Below are 20,276 nucleotides of genomic sequence, written 5' to 3' on the forward strand. Positions count from 1 at the left end.
ACAGCCGTCACGTTTGATGTCGCCACACACCCCGCTCGCAAGGGCGGGGTTTTCGCGTGTGTGCGGGTGGCTGCGGCACCGCTACACGTGACACTGTCACGATGCTTGCGCCGGTATCGGCGACGGGGCATATACACGTCTGCCCCGTCGCCTGGATCATCCGCCACATGGCTGGCGGTATGTCGCGCTGCTGTCATGCGCGGTTTTGGCCGGCATAGTCTTGTATGGATGTGAAATATGCCGAAGACGGGGCCGTGGGTGCAGCAAAGACAGCAGCGTGGACAGAGCAGATTTCAGCAGCTGTGCTGCTGAAGATGCAACCGCGACGGCAGATGGTATGCGGCGCATGCCGCATAATGCCGCGTCGTGAGATACGCCAATATCCATCTCGGCAGGCTTGCCGTGATGGAGCGTTTCGTGATGACCCAAACACGACACATCGATGCTGGCATATCCGAATGTATATCAACGGGATATATCGGATTGCCGGCAGTGTCGTGATGCAGAGCATGGGTCATCACACAAGGTGCAGCGCCAGCTGCACTATTGGGCATCTTGACCGGAGCGCAAGCGGAGGGCAAGACAGCACCAGCCAGACCGAGCGAGCGAGGTCTGAGACTGGGGCTGTAGGGGGCGGCGCGCCAGCGCCGGGCACCGGGTTATGCGAGCGCCAGCGAGCAGTAATACCCGGTGCAGTGCCTCGGCTATGCCGAGCGCCGGAGCGCAGCGGAGGCGTCGCACCCCCTTATGCCCTTTTCCCCCTTCTACCCCTATAACGACAAACATATAGGGGTTTTGACACAGAAGGGGGCTGCGACCTGCGTGTTTCGGGTCTTAAAGTGGTCTTCGACCCTTACCCGAAACGGCCCGTTGATGCGCGAAGCGCACATGGTGCCTACGCAAAACCTGCAGGTCGCCACGCTGTGCGCACCACATACGGCTACGTCCGTTGTATGTCGGTCTTAAAGTAAGGGCCGATGACGGGTGGAAACGCCGCTTGCGGCGTCTTCCCGCGTCATCGCGCACGCCGTGTGCAACGTGAGCTTGCGAACGTGCCACGGCGTCGAACTGAACGGCAAGACCGACATCGCCTACGTGGTGCGCACAGCCACACCCTGCACCGTGACACCGCCGTTAGGCGGTTATTGCAGGGTGGTGAAAATCCCGCAGCGAGCCATCCGCCGCCAGGCGGTGTTGATGCTGCTGCGGGGGTAACGACACGGGCTGAGTAACACACTCCATATCGGCCCGTGCCATAAGCACAGTATCGGTGCAGACGCATCACGCTCGCGGCGGAGATATGCGCGCAAGCGCATGTAATGAGCACCGCCAGCGACGTGTGTTTCGCAGCGCGTCGCGCTGCAGCAGATCCAGCGGCAGCTGTTGATGCAAATGTGTAGCGCCGCGACTCGATTGGTTCATCTTTGTGGCAGCGGCTGTACGGCCCTGTGGCGGCCGTAGACGCCTCGGATGGACGGAGTGCGCGTGCAGAAGAACAGTTTCAAGACGTCGCTGTTCGTCGTGTATCTGCCGAAGTCGATGTGCAAGGAGATCCCCGACTACTACACCAGTGAGGTGGACGGGCGCGAAGTGAAACGTCCGCGCTATGTCGCCCGCGACTACGAGGAAGCAAAGCAGTACCTCGAAGAGTCAATGCGCTGGCTTGCAGAAAACTTCATCCCCGGCGGTATCGACGCAGTCGCTGGCGGTGATATGAACTTTGACGAATCAACGCCACACATCCAGTTCCAGGCGGATACGTTCTCACCGAAGCCCGAAGATCCCGACAAGCTCCGTTGCCGCCCCGGCATCGCGTACAACACTGACACCTCAGTGCGGTACACATCCGGCCCGAAGAAGGGCAAGCAGATCTCGGGTAACCAGAAGTTCATCGACGCGCAACGGGGCCTGCGCGAACACATGCACTCGCTCGGCTATCCGGTGGAACTAGAAGTCTCCGAACGTCATGACGAGTCACTCAACCTCGACCGCTACACCGAGCAACAAGACCGGGAGCGCGATCTCGCCAAGCGCGAGGATGATGTGGAAGTCAAGAAGCGATCCGTGCAGCGCGACATGGACGCAATTGATCGTGACCGCGAGCAGGCTGCTAAGGAACTTGAACAGGCGCAAGAAGCCCGCGAAGCAGCCCAGCGCGTACAGGAGAATGCTGAAGCACAGGCTCGCGAGGTTGCCGAGCGTGTGCTCAAGGAAGCACGCGAGAAGGCCGAGCAAGAAGCCGAAGAGATCCGCAGCGAAGCACGCAAGGATGCTGAGCAGGAGTTGGGCCTGGCCGAAGCGCAAGCAGACGAGCTGCTCGAACGAGCCGAAGAGACTGCGCGGGCCAAGGCGGGCGATATTACAGCCGCAGCTCGCAGCGAAGCAGAGACGATCACTCGCAAGACCGACGAGGCCCGTAAGCAGGCTGAGCGCGACGCCGAGACGATCCGCAGCAAAGCACGAGATGAGGCCACGAGCATCCGCGACGAGGCCACACGCGACGCTGCAGTAACGCGCAAGGATGCCCGCGATGAGGCTGATCAGATCCGCCGCAACGCGCACACGGACGCCGAAGATGAAGCCGCCATCATCATCGAAGAAGCGGTGAAGTCAGGACAACAGTTGGAGCACTTGGATAAGAAGTTCCTGGTGCAAGAACTGCATCGCAGCCCAGAGTTGCTTGAGCGTTACACGCTGTTCAGGCAGTCGCAGACCTCAGGCAAGAAGGGCGGGGCGCAGCAGCGTGCACGCGAGCGCATCGAGAAGCGCCGCCAGCAGCAACAGCAGCGTGATCGTGATGGCGGTATGGAGTTGTAGCACTGCTCTCCCCTGCCCTGTACGGCCTTCTGCGGGCCTAACAGGGGGCCGTCGGCGTCGTAGGTCATTGGCGGCGGGTAAACGGCTGGTATTCAGCGAAAATCGAAGAAATCTCGGCTAGGCGGGGCCGGTGTCACTACGTTGCGCAGTGAATTGGCCTGTTGAGTGGCGGAGATAGTGCGCAGCACGTCGGTGTGTACGACGGGGCATGTGCTGCGCAGAAGAGATGTCCGTAGAAGGGCCGACAGAATGTCGTTGTCATTCTGTTGCGTAGTAAAGGTGTCAATAGGATGACAAACCACTTCACTGCCCAATTCACATGTCATTAAAGTGACAGGGCATTTGATTGCGCAGTAAACGTGTCGATGAAATGGGTGCCCAATACACAGTGCAACCTACGTGTTAATGAAATGTCACAGACACTACATAGTGCAGTGAGTTGCGCAGCAGAAACGCCAGTAAAAGCACCGCACCACTGCACCGTAAAACTGCACAAGTGATTCGCAGCAAATTGGCGTGTGAAATGGTTGAAAAAATAACCCCGCAGGTTTCCCTGCGGGGTTTCGTAGTTAGAACGGTACTTCTTCGCCCTCAGCGCCAGCCAGGGCGGCGGTCGCCGCCTCGCCTCCGCGACGGGCAGCGCGAGCAGCGGACTCCTTCTTGGAATCGATCAGCTGCACCGTGTCGATGCGCGCCACCAGCGGGTACTGCTTCACACCGTCCTTGTCGGTGTAGACGTCGGTCTTGAGCGAGTAGCTCACCGCAACGCGATCGCCGGAGCCGATGCAGCCGAACACACCGGGGTTCGCGGCGTCCTGGACGTAGCCGGTCAGCTCCACGATCTCGCTTTCCACCTTGCCGGTGGACTTGTTCTTGAAGGTGTTGCGCGCATAGACGCTGAGCTTCACCGTCGCGCCGCCGTTTGCGTGCTCGAACAGCTTGGGTGCGCGAGCTGCGTTGCCGACGATGGTGCCGTTGTTGAAGGGGTTGGACATGTTGGTTCTCCTTACGTGAGTGGGTGTGATTTGCCGTGCAATTTGGGTACTTAAGCAGCTGCTTTGCTGCTGCGGGGCGGTTGCGCTGTCGTTACAACACTGCCCAGGGCAGCGGTGTGCCTGCCGCCTCTAGGTCGCGCAGTTCTTGTGCTGCGCCCGGATCGGCGTCCTCGCCGTCGATGCCGTCGGCGAGCTGGTAGAGCAGTTCCAGGTCGGTGTGGGTGATGTCGCGCATCACGTGCCTCCTTGTTCGGATTGATGGTCAATCCGTCTGTTGGAGACAGCTCTGCTGTCTAAAGGTCACTCCCCTGCCTCGTTGCGGTGTCTGTCGTCGCAAGCCAAGGCCCCGCGAGAAAAAGAAACCCCGTTGCATTGCTACAACGGGGTGTGTGGTGCTACTCGGCAAACAAGATCGTGCGGGTCTTCTCAGCGCCCTCGCGGACAAGCTCGACCATCCGCTCGCCCTGGCCGATATCGATCAGCTTCGCCACCAGCGACGGGAAGTTCTCGTCTGGCCCGATCTCGGTGGCTCGCTGCGCAGCCACGCCAGCTAGCCCCGGCTGGCCTGTGGCGTGCGCGAGCACTGCGACAGTGGCGGTGAGCTGCGAGCGCATGCCTGGCCAGCTCGTTGGAACAGCGCGCATCACCTGCTCCGCGAACCGTAGGCCCGCCTGCGGGTCATCGAGCAGCGCCGCGAGCAGCGCGTCTCGCAAGCGCTTTGTAGTGAAGCATTTCAGCGCCGATCGAACAGCGCGCGTGCTCGGCTGGGTTATTCCTGCCGCCGCCTGCTCGTATTCACGCTGCAGCACGTCTGCGAACATGGGCGGGATATACGCCAGCGCGTCTTCGATGATGTCGGCGTGCTCGGCAGCGTCGATGCCGTGATCGGTGCTGTTCAACCGTGCCTCGATGTCGTCTTTGCTCGGCTCCGGCAGCTCGCCGGTGTGCTCTAGCATCTGCTGCAGCGCCGCTGATGCGGCGACCTCGCCGACAACGCCGTGGCGCGGCTCGTCGATGAGCGGATGCTGGTACACAGACCACCATGCAGCCCCGGTGACAATCTCGGGCACCTGCACCACCCCGAGCAGCGGCGGTAGGTGCACTGCCCCGCTGGTGAGGTACGTGGCCGTCGCGTCAAAGATCGGTTGCGCAATGTCATCGCTGATCATGTACGCGATAACAGCGTCGAGTTCCAGGTGGTTGATCCACGCTGCGAACCGCTCGCGGCTCTCGGTGAGCTTCTCCACTGCTTCGTCCAGGTCGAACCGTGCGACCGGGCCGAGGCGGACGGTGTCGACGCCCTCGTCGTCGACGAAGAACGCGAGGATCAGCGAGTTGTTCGGGTAGAAGCCGAGGATGCCGGGGAGGTTCGCGAGGATCTCACCGTGGGATGCAAGCGTGTGGGAATGAGTGGACATGGCAGTGCTCCTTTGCACGAATACGGGGTGTATGTGGTCAATCCCGTATTCGGCCCGGCTCTGCCGGTCGCAGGCGTATCCCAGCAGTGCAGCACTCATGTGTGCCGAGCGTCGCTAGCGCAGCCTGATGCCTTCTCGCCGGGTGCGAGCGCTAGCGACGCAGCCTGTGCTTAAGCGTCGGCTTCGATGCGCTTGAGAGCGCGATAGATCGTCGGCCGCGAGACGTTAAAGGTGCGCGCTACAGCGCTGACGGACTTGCCGCCGTCGATAAGCTCCTTGGCCATCTGCGCCTGCTCAGCGCTGAGCTTCGGCTTGGGGCCGGCGACCCTGCCCTGTGCGCGGGCGTGCGCCACGCCCTCACGGGTGCGCTGGACAAGCAGGTCACGCTCCCACTCGGCAAGACTTGCCATGACGTTGATAACCACCTTGTCGGTGGGCTTCGACGTGTCCAGCGCTGGCTCCAACACCTTGACGTTGATGTCACGCTCGGCGAGGTCAGCGATGGTGTTCACGGTGTCCGCGAGGCTGCGGCCGAGCCTGTCCAAGCGCGTGACAACGAGCGTGTCGTCGGGGCGCATGTACGCCAGCGCGTCATCAAGACCAGGCCGTTGCCAGTTGGTGCCGGAGATGGTGTCTGAGTAGATGTGGTCCGGGTCGCAGCCAGAGCCTGAACGCTCAGATGACTTCGAGCCTGACTTCTAGCCTGGAACCGCTGGTAGAAGTAGCTGTATCTGAGGCAATGTCGAAAGAGCCTAAGAGCCTGCACGAGGCAGCAGAAGCCTCTAAGAAGGCTCGCAGCGCTCTGCTCCAGGAGAAGGAGTCCAACGAAAAGCTGCTGGAGAAGATACGTGCAGAGCGCAAAAAGTACAACGACGACATGGAAAAGTCGAACACGAACTTTATTAAGGCCTGCATGTCTGCCTCGTGGATTGCAGCCAGTGTTCTCTTCGTTGCTATCGCACTCGTTGCTGTCGGAGCCTTGGGGAACGGGCTGCTAAGTATGCTCGGCATACCCGACGGCGTGTCTGCCTTGTGGGGTCACGTCCAGGAGGCCAACGGCATCGGCCCAACACTGGGCTGGTTGGCGTTAACACTTATCGTCATAGGGGTTCTTATAGCGCTTATGACCTGGATGTTGTCCCAGGCTGCGCCGGGTATTGCTCACTTAGTCGAGGAATACCGTCGCAATCACCCGAGGAAAGAAACGAACCACTAACTAGAACACGTGCACCGTAAAAAGTAAAAATCCCCACAACACAGCGTAGCGGTTAACCGCTACGCTTCTTTTATGCTCTTCCTATGCCCCAACTTTGCAACAGCACCAATAAACTGGCGCCCCGGTTATAAGTTGGGGCGCCAAGTCGATGTGCTCGAGTCGGGGGATGTTAGTGGCCGGTGCCAAGCCGGCCAGACAGGCGGTTCAGCCGGTCCTGACTGGGACCGTCGAGCCCGATAATGGACACGGTTTTGCCTCTGTCCTGGAACTTCTGCGTAATCGCGTCAAAGGTCGCGACCGTGGAGGCATCCCAGATCTCCGCCTCAGTGAGATCAATAGTGATATGACGGGCAGAATCGGTGTAATCAAAGCGATAAACCAGGTCATTGCTTGATGCCCAAAACAACTGGCCATGCACCCGGTAGGTACGAGTATCAATCTCGCCATCGCCGTCGCCGTCGATATCGGAGACCTTTTCAATGGAAGCGATATGTGCCATCCGACGGGCGAACATGATCATCGCGGTGACCACACCCAACACCACACCAATGGCCAGGTTGCTGGTGGCTAGGGTGGCAATAATCGTCACGGCCATAACAATGGTCTCAGAGACCGGCATGAGTTTAAGGGTGCGTGGATGCACCGAGTGCCAGTCGATGGTGCCGACCGAGACCATGATCATGATTGCCACCAGCGCAGCCATCGGGATCATGCCAACGATGTCGCCCAGTGCCAGGACCAGGACCAGCAGGAACACACCGGCTAACAGGGTGGATAGGCGGGTACGTGCCCCGGATTCGCGGACGTTGATCATGGTTTGACCGATCATCGCGCAGCCACCCATGCCGCCGAAGAAACCGGAGGCAATATTAGCCACCCCCTGTCCCCAGGATTCACGAGTTTTATCGGAATGAGTGTCGGTGATGTCATCGACGAGCTTGGCGGTCATCAACGATTCCATGAGACCGACCACGGCCATGGCCAGGGCATAAGGCGCGATGATCTGCAGGGTCTCCAACGTCCACGGCACGTTCGGAATAAACAGGGACGGTAAGGTCTCCGGCATCTTGCCCATGTCCGAGACCGTCGGGACAGTCAAACCGGCGGCAATGACCAAACCGGTGAGCACGATAATCGTGACCAGCGGGGCGGGGATCACACTGGTGAGCTTGGGGAAGAAAATCATGATCACCACACCCAAGCCGACGAGTGGGTAGACTATCCAAGGCACATCAATGAGGTGTTCGAGTTGGGCGGTGAAAATCATAATGCCCAGTGCATTGACGAAACCCAGCATCACCGATCGGGGGATAAAACGCTGAAGTTTCGCCACACCGAGGGCGCCGAGCACGATTTGTAGGACACCGCCCAACAAGACGGTGGCGATGAAATAATCCATCCCGTAACCACGCGCCACAGGAGCAATGACTAGGGCAATAGCCCCGGTGGCGCCGGTGATCATTGCCGGGCGGCCACCGGTAAAGGCGATCGCAATGGCCATGACTACCGAGGAAAACAGACCCATGGCTGGGTCAACACCGGCAAGGATGGAAAAGGCAATGGCCTCAGGGATCAGCGCCAGGGATACCGCCAGTCCGGCCAGAATCTCTATACGGATACGGGCGGGGGAAGAAAATGCGTAACGGAAGGATGCGATGATCCCGGTAGGGGCATCAGCGCCGTCTGGACTCAGGAGGGGGCGGGGGGCCGCCGTGCTAGTTTCAGTCATAGATGTCCAATCTTTGAGGGGATAGGTAACTGGGCGAACGCCCGAAAGGAATCCAACCCTCTAGTAACTTTAGGTTTGGTGATGGTGGTCATGGTAGCGGGAGTTTTACTCAACCGCCAACCCAGGCACAGGAACCCGTGGGCAACATCACCGTGAAGGAGAACAGGCAATGCAAAACAGTAATTTCAAGATCGGCGAGGTCGTTGACCAGACTGGGTTGTCGATTCCCACCTTGCGTTATTATGACAACGTCGGCCTGATTACCCCATCGGGGCGTAGCCCTGGTGGGTTCAGGCTTTATAGTGAGGCTGATGTACGTCGTGTTTTGCTGGTGCGACGGATGAAACCGCTGGGGTTTACTCTGGATCAGATGCGGGAATTCCTGGAAGCTGCGGAGATTCTTCATAGTTCAGATGGCGGGCAGGACAGTGATACCGCACAGCAGGCACGGAGTAATGCCAAGGCCACCCTTGCCGACATTCGTGAGGAGACGCGCACCCGCTACGAAAAGCTACGCAAGCAAATTGCCTACGCTGAGGAATTCCTCGATCTGGTCAACACCCTGGTACCCTAAAGTGCCCCCATCCTTCGCAGGGAGAAAGAGACCATCGTATTGAATGCGCTCTGTCGAGTCGCGTTCCAGATGAAGTGGACGAACGCCCGCGGCCTCTCCGGAGTGGATGGCGATAGTACAGAGGACTTCTGAAATCCGTGCAGACGACTCCTCAAAACGACACAGTCATCCAAGGTCACAAAATCGAAAATTGTCACTTAACCCCATCACTTCCAAACCGGCTTAAGTGACAAAATGCCATCGCTAAAGTCCCGATTTGAGTCCCAGGACGTGCGCCTTAAGAGAAATAACTAAAGCCCCTACCAGTGTTTCTCCTGGTAGGGGCTTGGAAGTTGGTAGCGGGGGCAGGATTCGAACCTACGACCTCTGGGGTAACAAGAGCCGTGTCATACTTCCTGCGAACGCCACGGTTGAGCAGTGTCGCCCCCGATACACGAAGGCAGATCTCCCCCGAACTGCCGGCTCCCGTGGCGTTCCTTCGTAAGAGCTTTGCGCGCCGCAGCGCATGCGCGCGATTGTTGACGTGTCACACACTGCAACCTAGTTCCACACGATCTGCACCGATTCAGGGTTAAAGGTCTTGGTGCCGCGCACGCCACGGCGCAGGCGCACCTGGCACAGGGTATTGATGACTCGGCGCTGCACGGCAAGCTCTGCGTTGTCGAAGGCATCCACGGGCGAGGCGTAGCCGGTTGTGTCGAGCAGCGCCGATGCGCCAGCAAGACGGGCACGGCGCGTTTCGAGTTTCTCGATCTGCGGCTCATAACGGTTTCGCGCGCGCTTGAGGTCACGGGCCTCGATAAGCTCCTCATCGTAGTCAGCCTGGACGCGGGCGAGCTTTGCGCGAAGCTCAGCGAGTTCGTCGTCGATGGCGTTGACCTCGTCGTCGTCCACAGTCGGCAGCAGGTCCGCCAGGTCGTCACGGCCAAGGCGGGCGCGGATCACGGCGAGCACAAAATCATCGACGCTATGTGTGCGCACTAATCCACAGGCGGCGCAGCGGTAGCGGTCGGCATGTGTGCGCACGGGGTTGCCACACTCGTCGCAGACATACAGACCCGAGCCGAGATGGCGGCGAGTGTTCCGGCGCTCCTTGTTGGTCAGCCGGTCGGGATCGTCGAGCACGTTCTGCACGCGCCACCACAGATCTGGTGTGACGATCGGCTCCCACTGCCCTTTCACCGGCTCGCCGGTATCGGGGTCGCGGACGATATGCGTGACACGGCGGTATTTGTTCTTCACGCCTTTGCGCTTGGCCTTCTTATAAGTGGAGTAACCCGCATACACGGGGTTGCGCAGGATCGAGTGCAACGACGTGTAGGCCCACGGCTGCGCGTCGGGAACCGGCTTTTCTTCCTGGCCTTCAGCGCGGCGTCGAGCGTTGCGCTCTGTGACCACGGTGTACATATGGCGCGGCGTGGTCGGGATATCCGGCAAGCCCGGTTGATCGACCCCAGATAAGGCGCGCGCAATGTCGCGCATGGAGTTGCCCTTCTCGACAGCGCGGAACATACCGAGCACGGCGGCGGCTTCGGATGGAATGATCTCGCCGGTGGAGGTGTAGCCGATAGGGCGCACACCGCCGGAGTACCAGCGGCCCTGCTCGGCGCGTTGCTGTTGCGCACGGGATTGGCGCATGCTCTTTCGCTCGATCTCGCCGCGCGCCACGGCTGCTTTAATACGCGCGTACATTCTGCCGCCGTCGGTGGCAAGGTCAGCATCACCGTTCGCGGTGACGAGTTTCAGCCCCTGCTCCTCTGCCCTGTCGATCCACTCTTCGAGCTGCCAGGGCTGCCGCGTGAGGCGGTCGAGGTCCCAGCAAATGATTGCGTCGATCTCGCCGCGCTCAAAGGACGCCACCATGGCGTCGTAGTCGGGGCGGTCCACGTCCTTCTTCGACGCGGAGATCGACTGATCGACGTAGGTATGCACGACGTCCCAGCCACGTTGCTCGGCAAGGGCTTCGCAGTCCTGACGCTGCCGGTCGATGGCGAGGCCGTCCATGGCAGCATCGAGCGAGATACGGAGGTAAATAGCAGCACGTGTTGTCATGCCGCTAACACTAGCGCGCCTCAGGTTACATTGAAACGAAACTCCACCACGTCACCGTCGTGCATGATGTAGTCCTTGCCCTCCTGGCGGACCTTGCCCTTGGCCTTCGCTTCAGCGATTGAGCCGGCCTCAACCAAGTCATTGAAGGACACAATTTCAGCCTTAATGAAGCCACGCTCAAAGTCAGTGTGAATCACGCCGGCAGCCTGCGGGGCCGTAGCACCCTTCGGAATGGTCCAGGCGCGAGACTCCTTCGGGCCAGCGGTCAGGTAAGTCTGCAGACCAAGAGTGCGGAAACCAGCGCGAGCAAGCGAATGCAGACCCGGCTCGGTCTGGCCAATTTCAGCCAGGAGCTCATTGCGGGATTCCTCATCCAGCTCCAGAAGGTCCGACTCAGCCTTGGCGTCGAGGAACACACAGTCCGCCGGTTCCACAGCAGCGGCCAGATCCGCGCGGCGGTCCTCGTCGGCAAGCACTTCCTCGTCAGCGTTGAAGACGTAGAGGAACGGCTTTGCGGTGAGCAAGTGCAGCTCGCGCAGAGCGGAGAGCTTCACATCATCGGAAGCAGCGAAGAGAGTGCGCCCTTCTTCCAGTACGGCAAGAGCCTGCTTGACGGCTTCAACCTCACCGACCTTTTCCTTATCCTTCTTGGCTTCCTTTTCCAGACGCGGCAGCGCCTTCTCAATAGTCTGGATATCAGCCAGGATGAGCTCGGTTTCAATCACACCGATGTCAGAGGCCGGGTCAACCTTGCCGTCGACATGCACAACGTCATCATCATTGAAGACACGGACGACCTGACAGATAGCGTCAGCCTCGCGGATGTTGGCGAGGAACTTGTTACCTAGACCTTCGCCCTCCGATGCACCCTTGACGATGCCGGCGATGTCCACAAACGACACCGTAGCCGGAAGAATACGCTCGGAGCCGTAAATTTCGGCGAGCTTATTCAAACGGGGATCGGGAAGCTCCACAACGCCGACGTTCGGCTCGATGGTGGCGAACGGATAATTCGCAGCCAGCACATCGTTGCGTGTCAAGGCGTTAAACAGGGTTGACTTTCCGACATTGGGCAGACCGACGATTCCAAGTGTAAGACTCACATTGCTCATCTTACGGGCTCGGGGAGAAAGATTTGAACTCGCCCTAACTTCGTGAAGTTGCCCCCTATCCCCTCCGAACCCCCATAATGAATACGTGAGCAATAAACCCAATGAAGGCGAAGAGTGGACTGCGCAGTCCGAAAAAGACGCTATCGATCACGTAATGGGATCGGAGCCTCTGCGTATAGAACAGTCTCTGTCTATCCCCTCCGACGCCCATAAGTCAGCGGCAACGCAACCGGATCTGCCGGAAGATGCTGAAAACCTCGATGAGCTTATGAGCGAAAATGACTCCGAGTCCATCGACCGCGCCGACGTCATTGGCGAGGGCGCCCGATGGTTCGCAGGTTGGTGCCTGCGTTTCCTCATCACCGCAGCGGCGCTGTATGTCAGCGCTATGATTCTGGGAAAGATTTGGGCTGGCGTTCTGCCGATTCTGCTGGCTCTGATTGTCTCCACGGTGCTGGCTCCGCCCGCCGTGTTCCTGATGAAACACCGCTGGCCCCGCGCACTCTCCGCACTGACGGTCATCCTAGGCGCGCTGGCGCTGCTTGGCGGCGTTGTCGCGTTCCTCGCACCGACTGTGCAGTCGCAATTCCCAGAATTGCGTCGCCAGTTCACCGACGGCATTCAGGAAGTCCAGAACATCATTCAGGCTCCACCATTTAACGTCAAGGATGAGCAGATTCTCGACGCACTGGACCAGGGGTCCACATGGCTTCAGGAGCGCTCCGGCGATATCGCCAACACAGTCTTCCAGGGCATCTCGGTGGTCTCCTCGGCCGCCGTAACCTTGATGGCAATGCTGGTTCTGACGTTTTTCTTCATCAAGGACGGCCAGGACTTCCTGCCATGGCTCCGCCGCCTGACTGGACGTCGCCTCGGTTGGCATCTCACGGAGGTGCTCACCCGCTCCTGGAACACGCTGTCGGGCTACATCCGCACGCAGGCTATCGTTTCGCTTATCGACGCGGTCTTCATCGGTGCCGGTCTTGCGATTTTGAATGTGCCGCTGGCAATGGTCCTGGCCGTGGTGACTTTCTTCGCTGGCTTCATTCCTATTGTCGGTGCGTTCACCGCCGGCTTCATTGCGGTGGTTGTCGCACTTGTTGCCAACGGCCTGACCACAGCAATCTTTGTCTTGCTCATCATCATTGCCGTCCAGCAGATTGAGGGCAATATTCTCTCCCCGATTCTGCAGTCCAAGGCTATGGACCTGCACGCCGCAATCGTCCTGCTGGTTGTCCTACTCGGTGGCGGTATCTTCGGCATCATCGGCGCCTTCCTGGCGGTGCCAGTCACTGCAGTCGTCGCGGTCTGGTTCCGCTACCTCGGCGACCTCACGGATTTGCGTACGGGCGACAAGACCGCAAAGGACATCGAGTTCGCCACGGATGCCGGATCAATCTCCGGCATTCAGATTGAAGCTGCCGGCCGTGCAATGCGCGACCGACTGGCTTCGTTCCGTCTGGGCAGTGATGACTCCGACAGCTCCGCGGAGAGCGCTGTGAAGGCAGATGCTCGCACCGCCGGTAAAGTTTCCCCCGATGCTGGTCCGACCAAGCAGGAAGAGGGAGCGATGACCAAGGCCTTCCACAAGGTCACTGAAGTCGTCTCCGGGCCTTTCTCTAAGAAAAACAAGTAGGGCGAGATTCCAAGACACGGGCAGGCTCTTATACCGGGCTTGCCCGTTTTTATCACTAATAACCGGTAGGATACGCATTCGTGTCGAACAGATCAGCAATAACCCGTAAAGGCAGTGGGAACAAACCCCTGCTTCCACGCGTGCCAATGTTTGTGCCGCCGTTGCTGATGCTTCTGGCCGGCGTTTTTGGTTTGCTCTTTTCTGTTCCCAACGGTTCGCTTGGCAAGCCCTACTTCATTGCTTTTGCCGTGGCTGCTGTGGCCGGAACACTGTTGGTGGTTCCTCGCGGTCTGGTAGTTACCGTCGCTCAAATCCCTATTTTGTTCGCGCTTGTCACCTTTTTCACAGCGTGGTTTACCGGTTCTCTCGCCGATCCCGAAAATGGTGGCGCGACCGCGACGACCTCTAAACGCGCTCGCCTGGTGACCTCCGCATATCCCATCATCCAGCAGTTCCCGTGGCTGCTGATCTTGATGATTATCTGTGTCATCATCGCAGTGTGGCGTTACCTCGAAATCACCCGCACCCAGGAGAAATCCCTCAACACCCAGCGCAAGGCCGCTAAACAACGCCAGCACCGTGACGAAGCCGCTGTCGAATCCAGCTCTCAGGTTCGCCGTCGTCTCGCCGAATCTGATCGCCGCGTAGCTTCTCGCTCTCAGGAACGCCCTGCTTCACGACGTCCCGCTGCGGACATTATCCGAGATGCCGAAGCTCGCCGCCAGGCGCGCCAGCAGGCTGCACGCTCTCGGCAGGAGACTTCTCGTTCTGGTGCCCGACCGGCAGCGAGCGCCAGCTCGGCATCGCGCAACGCCGAGCAACTGCGTGAGCGACCAGTTGACCGCTCTGGGGAGCGCGCCCAGCAGCGCTCGAATTTCGCACAGCGGGTCCAGCAGCCAACATCCCGTTGGCAGTCTCGCCCGCATCCGGGCCAGGCGCAGTTCACTCAGGATTCCACTTCGCCAAACTCGACCAGACAGCAGCCTCATCGTCCGATTGAACGGCCAAACGCACCGCAGCGGCCGAAGCAGGAGTTTCCCCGTCGTCAAGCGGCAGGAACGGCACGGATGTGGGGAGAACAGTCTTCGCCGGAGTCTCGGTCCGAAAAGCCTCAACAGAGCCCCGCACGCCCGGGGAGCAACCACCGTCGCACCGAGGAGTGGCCACCGCGACAGCAGCGCCCTCGCCAGGAGCGCATAACCGGGCGCGATAGCAGGTCTCGTTACCGCAAGTAGCTCGGGCTTGCACTTTTACCGTCACAGTTGCCCACAGGCAGATTTAGCCTGTGGGCAAAGTGCGTTTATTAGCAGGACGATCCGCCCCATCGTGTAAGTGTTGATGTATGTCGAAATTGGAAACGTCGGCCGAGAAACCGGTTCAGGTTCGACGCCTGAACCAGTTAGTCAAGGACTACATTGAGCGCCTTGGACAGATTTGGGTCGAGGGGGAAATCGCCCAGGTCAACTCCAAGCCGAGCTGGAAGCTCTCCTACATCACTCTGCGTGACACCTCCGCGGAGTTTTCGGTGTCGGTGACTTGTTCTACGGCGGCTCTGCGCAATAATCCGTTGCGCAACGGCGACCGCGTAGTGGTTTTGGGCAAGCCTGCGTTTTATGCCGGGCGGGGGCAGTTTTCCCTGTGGGCTACGGAGTGGAGACCCGTGGGGTTGGGGCAACTATTGGCGCGGTTGGAACAGCTGCGCCAGGCGCTAGCGGCGGAAGGACTTTTTGATCCACGGCTGAAACGCCCTCTGCCCTATCTCCCCAACAAGATCGGGTTGATTACTGGTCGCGGTTCGGCGGCTGAACGCGATGTGCTTTCGGTCGCGGGTGCCCGCTGGCCCGAAGTGGATTTCCGGGTAATCAACACAATTGTGCAGGGCGCCAAGGCTGTTCCGGAGATTATTGAGGCGCTTGCACAGCTCGACGCCGATCCGGAGGTTGATGTCATCATCGTCGCCCGTGGCGGTGGCAGTGTCGAAGATTTGCTGCCTTTTTCAGATGAGGCTCTGATTCGTGCGGTGAGTAAGGCGACAACACCGATGGTTTCTGCAATCGGGCACGAGCCGGATACTCCGCTGTTGGATTACGTCGCTGATTTACGTGCTGCCACACCGACGGATGCAGCAAAGAAAACAGTGCCCGATGCTGCTGAGGAACGACGCCTCATTGCACAGCTGCGTGAGCGCTCCTCGGCATCCCTGCGGCGATGGGTTGACCGTGAAGTAGCTACTCTGAGGGATTTAACGTCGCGGCCGGTACTGCGCGATCCGCTCACTCCCATCCGCGTGCGTGAAGAGTTTGTCACGGCGCAAGTGGATCGGCTGCGTTTTCTCATCCACCGCAGTCTGGAACGCGAGGAGGCAGTGGTATCGGGATTGCGCGGCAAGGTTTCAGCACTTGGCCCCTCTGCCACACTCGCTCGCGGCTATGCCATCGTGCAGGCACAATCGGCTACTCAGCCGGAACCACAGATTGTGACCTCTATTGCAGATGCTCCGATGGGTTCCCAACTGCGAATTCGCGTCAGTGACGGCTCCATCTCTGCAGCGACGCTAGCTACGAAGCCGGCGAATTAGTAAGCAATGACTTTTCCAACCTTGAAGCTTTAACTACTAAATGTGAAGGACGTATTCGCTAATGAATGACAATGTTTTCGGCGCGGGTCAGGCTCCCTCTTCGGAGGAACAGGTACCGGTGGAGAACCTGAGCTACGAGCAGGCTCGAGATGCGCTGGTCGAGACCGTCAAGCTCCTAGAACTCGGACAGATGAGCCTGGATGAATCCCTGGCGCTGTGGGAGCGAGGCGAGGCGCTGGCCCGCCGCTGCGAGGAGCATTTGGCTGGCGCCCGGGCAAAGGTTGAAGCCGCCTTGGCCAGCAAGAATCAGGATGTCTCGGCTTCTGCCGAGAATGTGGGCGATGAGGACTAAAAAGAGACGAGAAACGATCGTCGGTTCATATCGTTTCTCGTCTCTTCGCTGATAGCTGAGTTCAGCTATTTTATGGCTCTAGTCGGGATTACCACTCCAGGTGAGTGCTCGACTCGGCCTACTTTGCTGGTGCCGACGGCATCTCGGACGCAGTCGGCTGCGGCTGTGACGAATCCGGCATTGTCGCGTCCGGATCGATTGGCTCGGCCTTCTGCATAGCCGCCGCCAACTGTGTGAACTCCTCGTCGTTGGCAGTGCCCTCGATAATTGCGCGGGAGTCACCGAGGTCCCCAACCCATACGCGACGCACGTTGTCCTCAGCCGGCTCATACTTAGTCCAGGTTGTACCTTCCACGTCAGTAGTACCGTCCCGGAGACGGTTCTTACCATCATCCGGCAGCTGACCTGCTTCCGCATCTGTTTGCGTGACCTGAATGAATGCTCCGCTAGCGGTGACATAGCCAATAATGGTCGTCTGCTTCCCCGCCGCCATACCCGCGCGGGTCGAGTTTGAAGTCCAGCCCTCAGGCACCTTCGGCAGGCGAACTGGATAGTCCACGCGCCGAGCCTCCACGTTCACGAATGGGGCAGCATCGACTTCGTGCACCGGACCGTTTTCCGGCTTCCCGGGGTTAAAACTGCACAGGCCGGTAAAGCCAATGGTGACAGCCACCGCAAGAAACATCACCACGAGGGTGAGAATCATGTCTCGACTGTCCTGCAAAATCCTAGGTTTCTCATTCGCCACGCGCTCAAGTATGCCAAAGGCCCCGCAACGAACCTAGTCATCATTCGCACCCGCACAGCTGCAGCTAGCAATACTTGATGACGGACGCTGTCGACGTCGTCAAGCGAACTGACGCCGGAACAAACTTTTGATAACCGCGTGATGTGGGGGTTTAGCCCTGAAACTCCCCCCACTTTGGCGCTGCGTCCACCCCCGAACACCAAAAAGGTGGAACACTAGTAACAGATGCAAAGGCGCTAAAACTGATGCGCCAAACATCAATCAATAGAAATTGTTGCAACGCTAAACCCCAGTTTCCTGGCGTGGCGTCTCCCAGCACATTCTCAAACCTCAAAAGAGTTCTCAAAAACCACGGAAGGGCCAGAAGTCAATGAACGCCTCGAATCCTGAAGCACCAGATCGCAACCTTGCGATGGAGCTCGTCCGAGTTACTGAGTCCGCTGCACTGGCAGCTGGTCAGTGGGTCGGTCGTGGTCAGAAGGAAAAGGGCGACGGCGCTGCCGTCGATGCCATGCGTCAGCTCATCAACACCGTGGCTATGAACGGTGTCGTTGTTATTGGCGAGGGCGAAAAGGACGAAGCCCCGATGCTGTTCAACGGCGAAAAGGTCGGCAACGGCCAAGGCCCGGCCGTTGACATCGCGGTTGACCCGATTGACGGCACGACTCTGATGGCAGAGGGCCGCCCGAACTCTATCGCTGTTCTTGCTGCTGCAGACCGCGGCTCCATGTACGACCCGTCGGCTGTGTTCTACATGGATAAGATTGCTGTTGGCCCGGAGGCTGCCGGCAAGATTGACATCGAGGCTCCAGTTGAGCACAACATCAAGGTCGTTGCTAAGGCCAAGGGGCTGCGTCCGGAAGATGTCACTGTTGTCGTGCTGGATCGCCCGCGCCACGCTGACATGATTCGTGACATCCGCGAAGCTGGCGCCAAGGTTCGACTGATTGGCGATGGTGACGTTGCTGGCGCTGTTGCCGCAGCTCAGAACACGAACTCGGTCGATATCATGATGGGCGTCGGCGGCACCCCAGAAGGTGTCATCACCGCATGCGCCATGAAGTGTATGGGCGGCGAAATCCAGGGCAAACTGCACCCGCGCGATGAGGCTGAAATTAAGAAGGCTCTCGACGCTGGGCACGATCTTTCTCGTGTTCTGACCACCGATGACCTGGTGGCATCCGACAACTGCTACTTCGTTGCCACTGGTGTCACCAACGGTGACATGCTGCGCGGTGTCGCTTACCGCGGTAACGGCGCGTGGACCCGCTCGCTGGTTATGCGCTCCAAGTCAGGCACCATTCGTCGCATCGAGGCTTTCCACTCCCTGGAGAAGCTGCGCAAGTACGCCAGCATCGACTACGGCAAGGGCGAGATGCCTGACATCGATCTGTAAGTAACTACCCCTTTAGTGGTGCCCTCAGGGCACCACTTTTTTAACAAACTGATTCATACTTGAAGACGAATGCGCTAACGGTTCTGCATCGCATGAAAATTGCATGCGCAATGAGGGGCCGTCCTGCGCGCACTCAAGTTCCCCTAACTGAAAGAGGCAACGAATGACAGAGCAGCAGTTCCGCATCGAGCACGACACCATGGGCGAGGTTAAGGTTCCGGTTAACGCCCTGTGGCGCGCACAGACTCAGCGTGCAGTTGAGAACTTCCCGATTTCCGGCCGTCCGCTGGAGTCTGCACAGATTCGCGCTATGGGTCTGCTGAAGGCAGCTTGCGCCATCGTCAACAAGGAGCGCGGCCTGCTGTCTGCTGAGCAGGCAGATGCCATCGTCGCCGCTGCCAAGGAAATTGCCGAAGGCAAGCACGATGCTGAGTTCCCGATTGACGTCTTCCAGACCGGTTCGGGCACTTCTTCCAACATGAACACCAACGAAGTCATTGCGTCCATCGCAAAAGCCAACGGCGTTGAGGTTCACCCGAATGACCACGTCAACATGGGTCAGTCTTCCAACGACACCTTCCCGACTGCCACTCACGTCGCAGCAACCGAGGCAGCTGTCAAGGACCTCGTCCCGGGACTGAAGGTTCTGCAGGAGTCCCTGGCTAAGAAGGCCAAGGAATGGGAGACCGTTGTTAAGTCCGGCCGCACTCACCTGATGGACGCTGTCCCGGTGACCCTGGGTCAGGAGTTCTCCGGTTACGCCCGCCAGATTGAGGCTGGCATTGAGCGCATCGAGGCCACCCTGCCGCGTCTGGGCGAGCTGCCAATCGGTGGTACCGCTGTTGGCACCGGCCTGAACACCCCGGCGGACTTCGGTGCCAAGGTCACCGCTGAGCTCGTCGAACTGACCGGCATCAAGGAGCTGCGCGAGGCTCAGAACCACTTCGAGGCTCAGGCTAACCGCGATGCCCTGGTCGAATTCTCCGGCGCTATGCGCACCGTCGCAGTCTCCCTGAACAAGATCGCTAACGACATTCGCTGGATGGGCTCCGGCCCGCTGACCGGCCTTGCTGAGATTCACCTGCCGGATCTGCAGCCGGGTTCCTCCATCATGCCGGGTAAGGTCAACCCGGTTCTGTGTGAGACTGCCACCCAGGTCGCAGCGCAGGTTCTGGGCAACGACACCGCTGTTGAGTTTGCTGGCGCTAACGGCGCATTCGAGCTGAACGTCTTCATCCCGGTCATGGCACGTAACGTGCTGGAGTCCGCTAAGCTGCTGGCGAACACCGCACGCGTCTTCGCCGAGAAGCTGGTGGACGGCATCGAGCCGAACGTTGAGCGTATGAAGACTCTGGCTGAGTCCTCCCCGTCGATTGTGACCCCGCTGAACTCCGCCATCGGCTACGAGAACGCAGCTAAGGTCGCTAAGACTGCTCTGAAGGAAGGTAAGACCATCCGTCAGACTGTTATCGACATGGGCTTCGTCGACGGCGAGAAGCTGACCGAGGAAGAGCTGGACAAGCGCCTCGACGTGCTGGCAATGGCCAACACTGATCGTGACTAGTTCTTTCTGAACTCGAAGGTGTGAGAGCACCTTACGCATAAGACCCCGTAGTCTCACTTCGCTGAAAGACTTCGGGGTCTACTATTTTT

Annotated in this window: 17 protein-coding genes; 10 read left to right on the forward strand and 7 right to left on the reverse strand. The window is 59.2% G+C overall.

What is annotated here, in order from left to right; genetic code table 11:
* The first annotated feature begins 984 nt into the window (after positions 1-984).
* Both EGX79_08310 and EGX79_08315 read left to right on the forward strand, forming a co-directional pair.
* Complete coding sequence (locus EGX79_08310) at positions 985-1,215, forward strand: hypothetical protein (protein AYX82184.1); 231 nt, start codon at positions 985-987, stop codon at positions 1,213-1,215.
* A gap of 255 nt (positions 1,216-1,470) precedes the next feature.
* Complete coding sequence (locus EGX79_08315) at positions 1,471-2,817, forward strand: hypothetical protein (protein ID AYX82185.1); 1,347 nt, start codon at positions 1,471-1,473, stop codon at positions 2,815-2,817.
* 569 nt (positions 2,818-3,386) lie between these two features.
* Here the strand turns inward: EGX79_08315 and EGX79_08320 are convergent.
* The 3 genes from EGX79_08320 to EGX79_08330 form a co-directional block, all read right to left on the reverse strand.
* Positions 3,387-3,812 (reverse strand): single-stranded DNA-binding protein, encoded by a 426-nt coding sequence (locus tag EGX79_08320; GenBank protein AYX82186.1) that lies wholly within the window; start codon positions 3,810-3,812, stop codon positions 3,387-3,389.
* Between the two features lie 395 nt (positions 3,813-4,207).
* A complete protein-coding gene (locus tag EGX79_08325) occupies positions 4,208-5,230 on the reverse strand; it encodes a DUF4192 domain-containing protein (GenBank protein ID AYX82187.1) in 1,023 nt (340 codons plus the stop codon).
* A gap of 170 nt (positions 5,231-5,400) precedes the next feature.
* Complete coding sequence (locus tag EGX79_08330) at positions 5,401-5,808, reverse strand: recombinase family protein (protein AYX82188.1); 408 nt, start codon at positions 5,806-5,808, stop codon at positions 5,401-5,403.
* Positions 5,809-5,969: 161 nt separating this feature from the next.
* On the opposite strand from EGX79_08330, the gene EGX79_08335 reads away from it, so the two are divergent.
* The gene (locus tag EGX79_08335; protein AYX82189.1) at positions 5,970-6,446 is read left to right on the forward strand and encodes a hypothetical protein; all 477 of its coding nucleotides are present in this window, start codon (positions 5,970-5,972) and stop codon (positions 6,444-6,446) included.
* Between the two features lie 169 nt (positions 6,447-6,615).
* Here EGX79_08335 and EGX79_08340 read toward each other — a convergent pair whose 3' ends face one another.
* The gene (locus EGX79_08340; GenBank protein AYX82190.1) at positions 6,616-8,175 is read right to left on the reverse strand and encodes a SulP family inorganic anion transporter; all 1,560 of its coding nucleotides are present in this window, start codon (positions 8,173-8,175) and stop codon (positions 6,616-6,618) included.
* Positions 8,176-8,344: 169 nt separating this feature from the next.
* Between EGX79_08340 and EGX79_08345 the strand changes: the two genes are divergently transcribed.
* Complete coding sequence (locus EGX79_08345) at positions 8,345-8,749, forward strand: MerR family transcriptional regulator (protein AYX82191.1); 405 nt, start codon at positions 8,345-8,347, stop codon at positions 8,747-8,749.
* Positions 8,750-9,289: 540 nt separating this feature from the next.
* Here the strand turns inward: EGX79_08345 and EGX79_08350 are convergent.
* Both EGX79_08350 and ychF read right to left on the reverse strand, forming a co-directional pair.
* Positions 9,290-10,801: a recombinase family protein gene (locus tag EGX79_08350; protein AYX82192.1), complete on the reverse strand. Its 1,512-nt coding sequence runs from the start codon at positions 10,799-10,801 to the stop codon at positions 9,290-9,292.
* A gap of 20 nt (positions 10,802-10,821) precedes the next feature.
* On the reverse strand, positions 10,822-11,904 hold the full coding sequence (gene ychF, locus EGX79_08355; protein AYX82774.1) for a redox-regulated ATPase YchF: 1,083 nt from the start codon (positions 11,902-11,904) through the stop codon (positions 10,822-10,824).
* A gap of 94 nt (positions 11,905-11,998) precedes the next feature.
* Between ychF and EGX79_08360 the strand changes: the two genes are divergently transcribed.
* The 4 genes from EGX79_08360 (at position 11,999) to EGX79_08375 (ending at position 16,479) form a co-directional block, all read left to right on the forward strand.
* Complete coding sequence (locus EGX79_08360) at positions 11,999-13,549, forward strand: AI-2E family transporter (protein AYX82193.1); 1,551 nt, start codon at positions 11,999-12,001, stop codon at positions 13,547-13,549.
* Between the two features lie 80 nt (positions 13,550-13,629).
* Positions 13,630-14,784 carry a hypothetical protein gene (locus tag EGX79_08365; GenBank protein AYX82194.1) on the forward strand — a complete coding sequence of 385 codons (1,155 nt, stop codon included), beginning with the start codon at positions 13,630-13,632 and terminating at the stop codon, positions 14,782-14,784.
* 107 nt (positions 14,785-14,891) lie between these two features.
* Positions 14,892-16,127: an exodeoxyribonuclease VII large subunit gene (locus tag EGX79_08370; GenBank protein ID AYX82195.1), complete on the forward strand. Its 1,236-nt coding sequence runs from the start codon at positions 14,892-14,894 to the stop codon at positions 16,125-16,127.
* A 61-nt stretch (positions 16,128-16,188) separates the two neighbouring features.
* The gene (locus tag EGX79_08375) at positions 16,189-16,479 is read left to right on the forward strand and encodes an exodeoxyribonuclease VII small subunit (protein ID AYX82196.1); all 291 of its coding nucleotides are present in this window, start codon (positions 16,189-16,191) and stop codon (positions 16,477-16,479) included.
* A gap of 118 nt (positions 16,480-16,597) precedes the next feature.
* Here EGX79_08375 and EGX79_08380 read toward each other — a convergent pair whose 3' ends face one another.
* Positions 16,598-17,185: a DUF4245 domain-containing protein gene (locus tag EGX79_08380; protein ID AYX82197.1), complete on the reverse strand. Its 588-nt coding sequence runs from the start codon at positions 17,183-17,185 to the stop codon at positions 16,598-16,600.
* A gap of 412 nt (positions 17,186-17,597) precedes the next feature.
* On the opposite strand from EGX79_08380, the gene glpX reads away from it, so the two are divergent.
* Positions 17,598-18,623: a class II fructose-bisphosphatase gene (glpX, locus tag EGX79_08385; protein ID AYX82198.1), complete on the forward strand. Its 1,026-nt coding sequence runs from the start codon at positions 17,598-17,600 to the stop codon at positions 18,621-18,623.
* A 163-nt stretch (positions 18,624-18,786) separates the two neighbouring features.
* The gene (locus EGX79_08390) at positions 18,787-20,187 is read left to right on the forward strand and encodes a class II fumarate hydratase (protein AYX82199.1); all 1,401 of its coding nucleotides are present in this window, start codon (positions 18,787-18,789) and stop codon (positions 20,185-20,187) included.
* Positions 20,188-20,276: the final 89 nt, after the last annotated feature.

This window comes from Corynebacterium jeikeium (genome assembly GCA_003955985.1).
Taxonomy (GTDB): domain Bacteria; phylum Actinomycetota; class Actinomycetes; order Mycobacteriales; family Mycobacteriaceae; genus Corynebacterium; species Corynebacterium jeikeium_D.

What these genes read in the sequence shown, in the direction of transcription:
- EGX79_08315 (AYX82185.1), top strand. Translation starts at nt 1,471, where the DNA reads ATGGACGGAGTGCGCGTGCAGAAGAACAGTTTCAAGACGTCGCTGTTC.
- EGX79_08320 (AYX82186.1), bottom strand. Translation starts at nt 3,812, where the DNA reads ATGTCCAACCCCTTCAACAACGGCACCATCGTCGGCAACGCAGCTCGC.
- EGX79_08325 (AYX82187.1), bottom strand. Translation starts at nt 5,230, where the DNA reads ATGTCCACTCATTCCCACACGCTTGCATCCCACGGTGAGATCCTCGCG.
- EGX79_08330 (AYX82188.1), bottom strand. Translation starts at nt 5,808, where the DNA reads ATGCGCCCCGACGACACGCTCGTTGTCACGCGCTTGGACAGGCTCGGC.
- EGX79_08335 (AYX82189.1), top strand. Translation starts at nt 5,970, where the DNA reads ATGTCGAAAGAGCCTAAGAGCCTGCACGAGGCAGCAGAAGCCTCTAAG.
- EGX79_08340 (AYX82190.1), bottom strand. Translation starts at nt 8,175, where the DNA reads ATGACTGAAACTAGCACGGCGGCCCCCCGCCCCCTCCTGAGTCCAGAC.
- EGX79_08345 (AYX82191.1), top strand. Translation starts at nt 8,345, where the DNA reads ATGCAAAACAGTAATTTCAAGATCGGCGAGGTCGTTGACCAGACTGGG.
- EGX79_08350 (AYX82192.1), bottom strand. Translation starts at nt 10,801, where the DNA reads ATGACAACACGTGCTGCTATTTACCTCCGTATCTCGCTCGATGCTGCC.
- EGX79_08370 (AYX82195.1), top strand. Translation starts at nt 14,892, where the DNA reads ATGTCGAAATTGGAAACGTCGGCCGAGAAACCGGTTCAGGTTCGACGC.
- EGX79_08375 (AYX82196.1), top strand. Translation starts at nt 16,189, where the DNA reads ATGAATGACAATGTTTTCGGCGCGGGTCAGGCTCCCTCTTCGGAGGAA.
- EGX79_08380 (AYX82197.1), bottom strand. Translation starts at nt 17,185, where the DNA reads ATGATTCTCACCCTCGTGGTGATGTTTCTTGCGGTGGCTGTCACCATT.
- glpX (AYX82198.1), top strand. Translation starts at nt 17,598, where the DNA reads ATGAACGCCTCGAATCCTGAAGCACCAGATCGCAACCTTGCGATGGAG.
- EGX79_08390 (AYX82199.1), top strand. Translation starts at nt 18,787, where the DNA reads ATGACAGAGCAGCAGTTCCGCATCGAGCACGACACCATGGGCGAGGTT.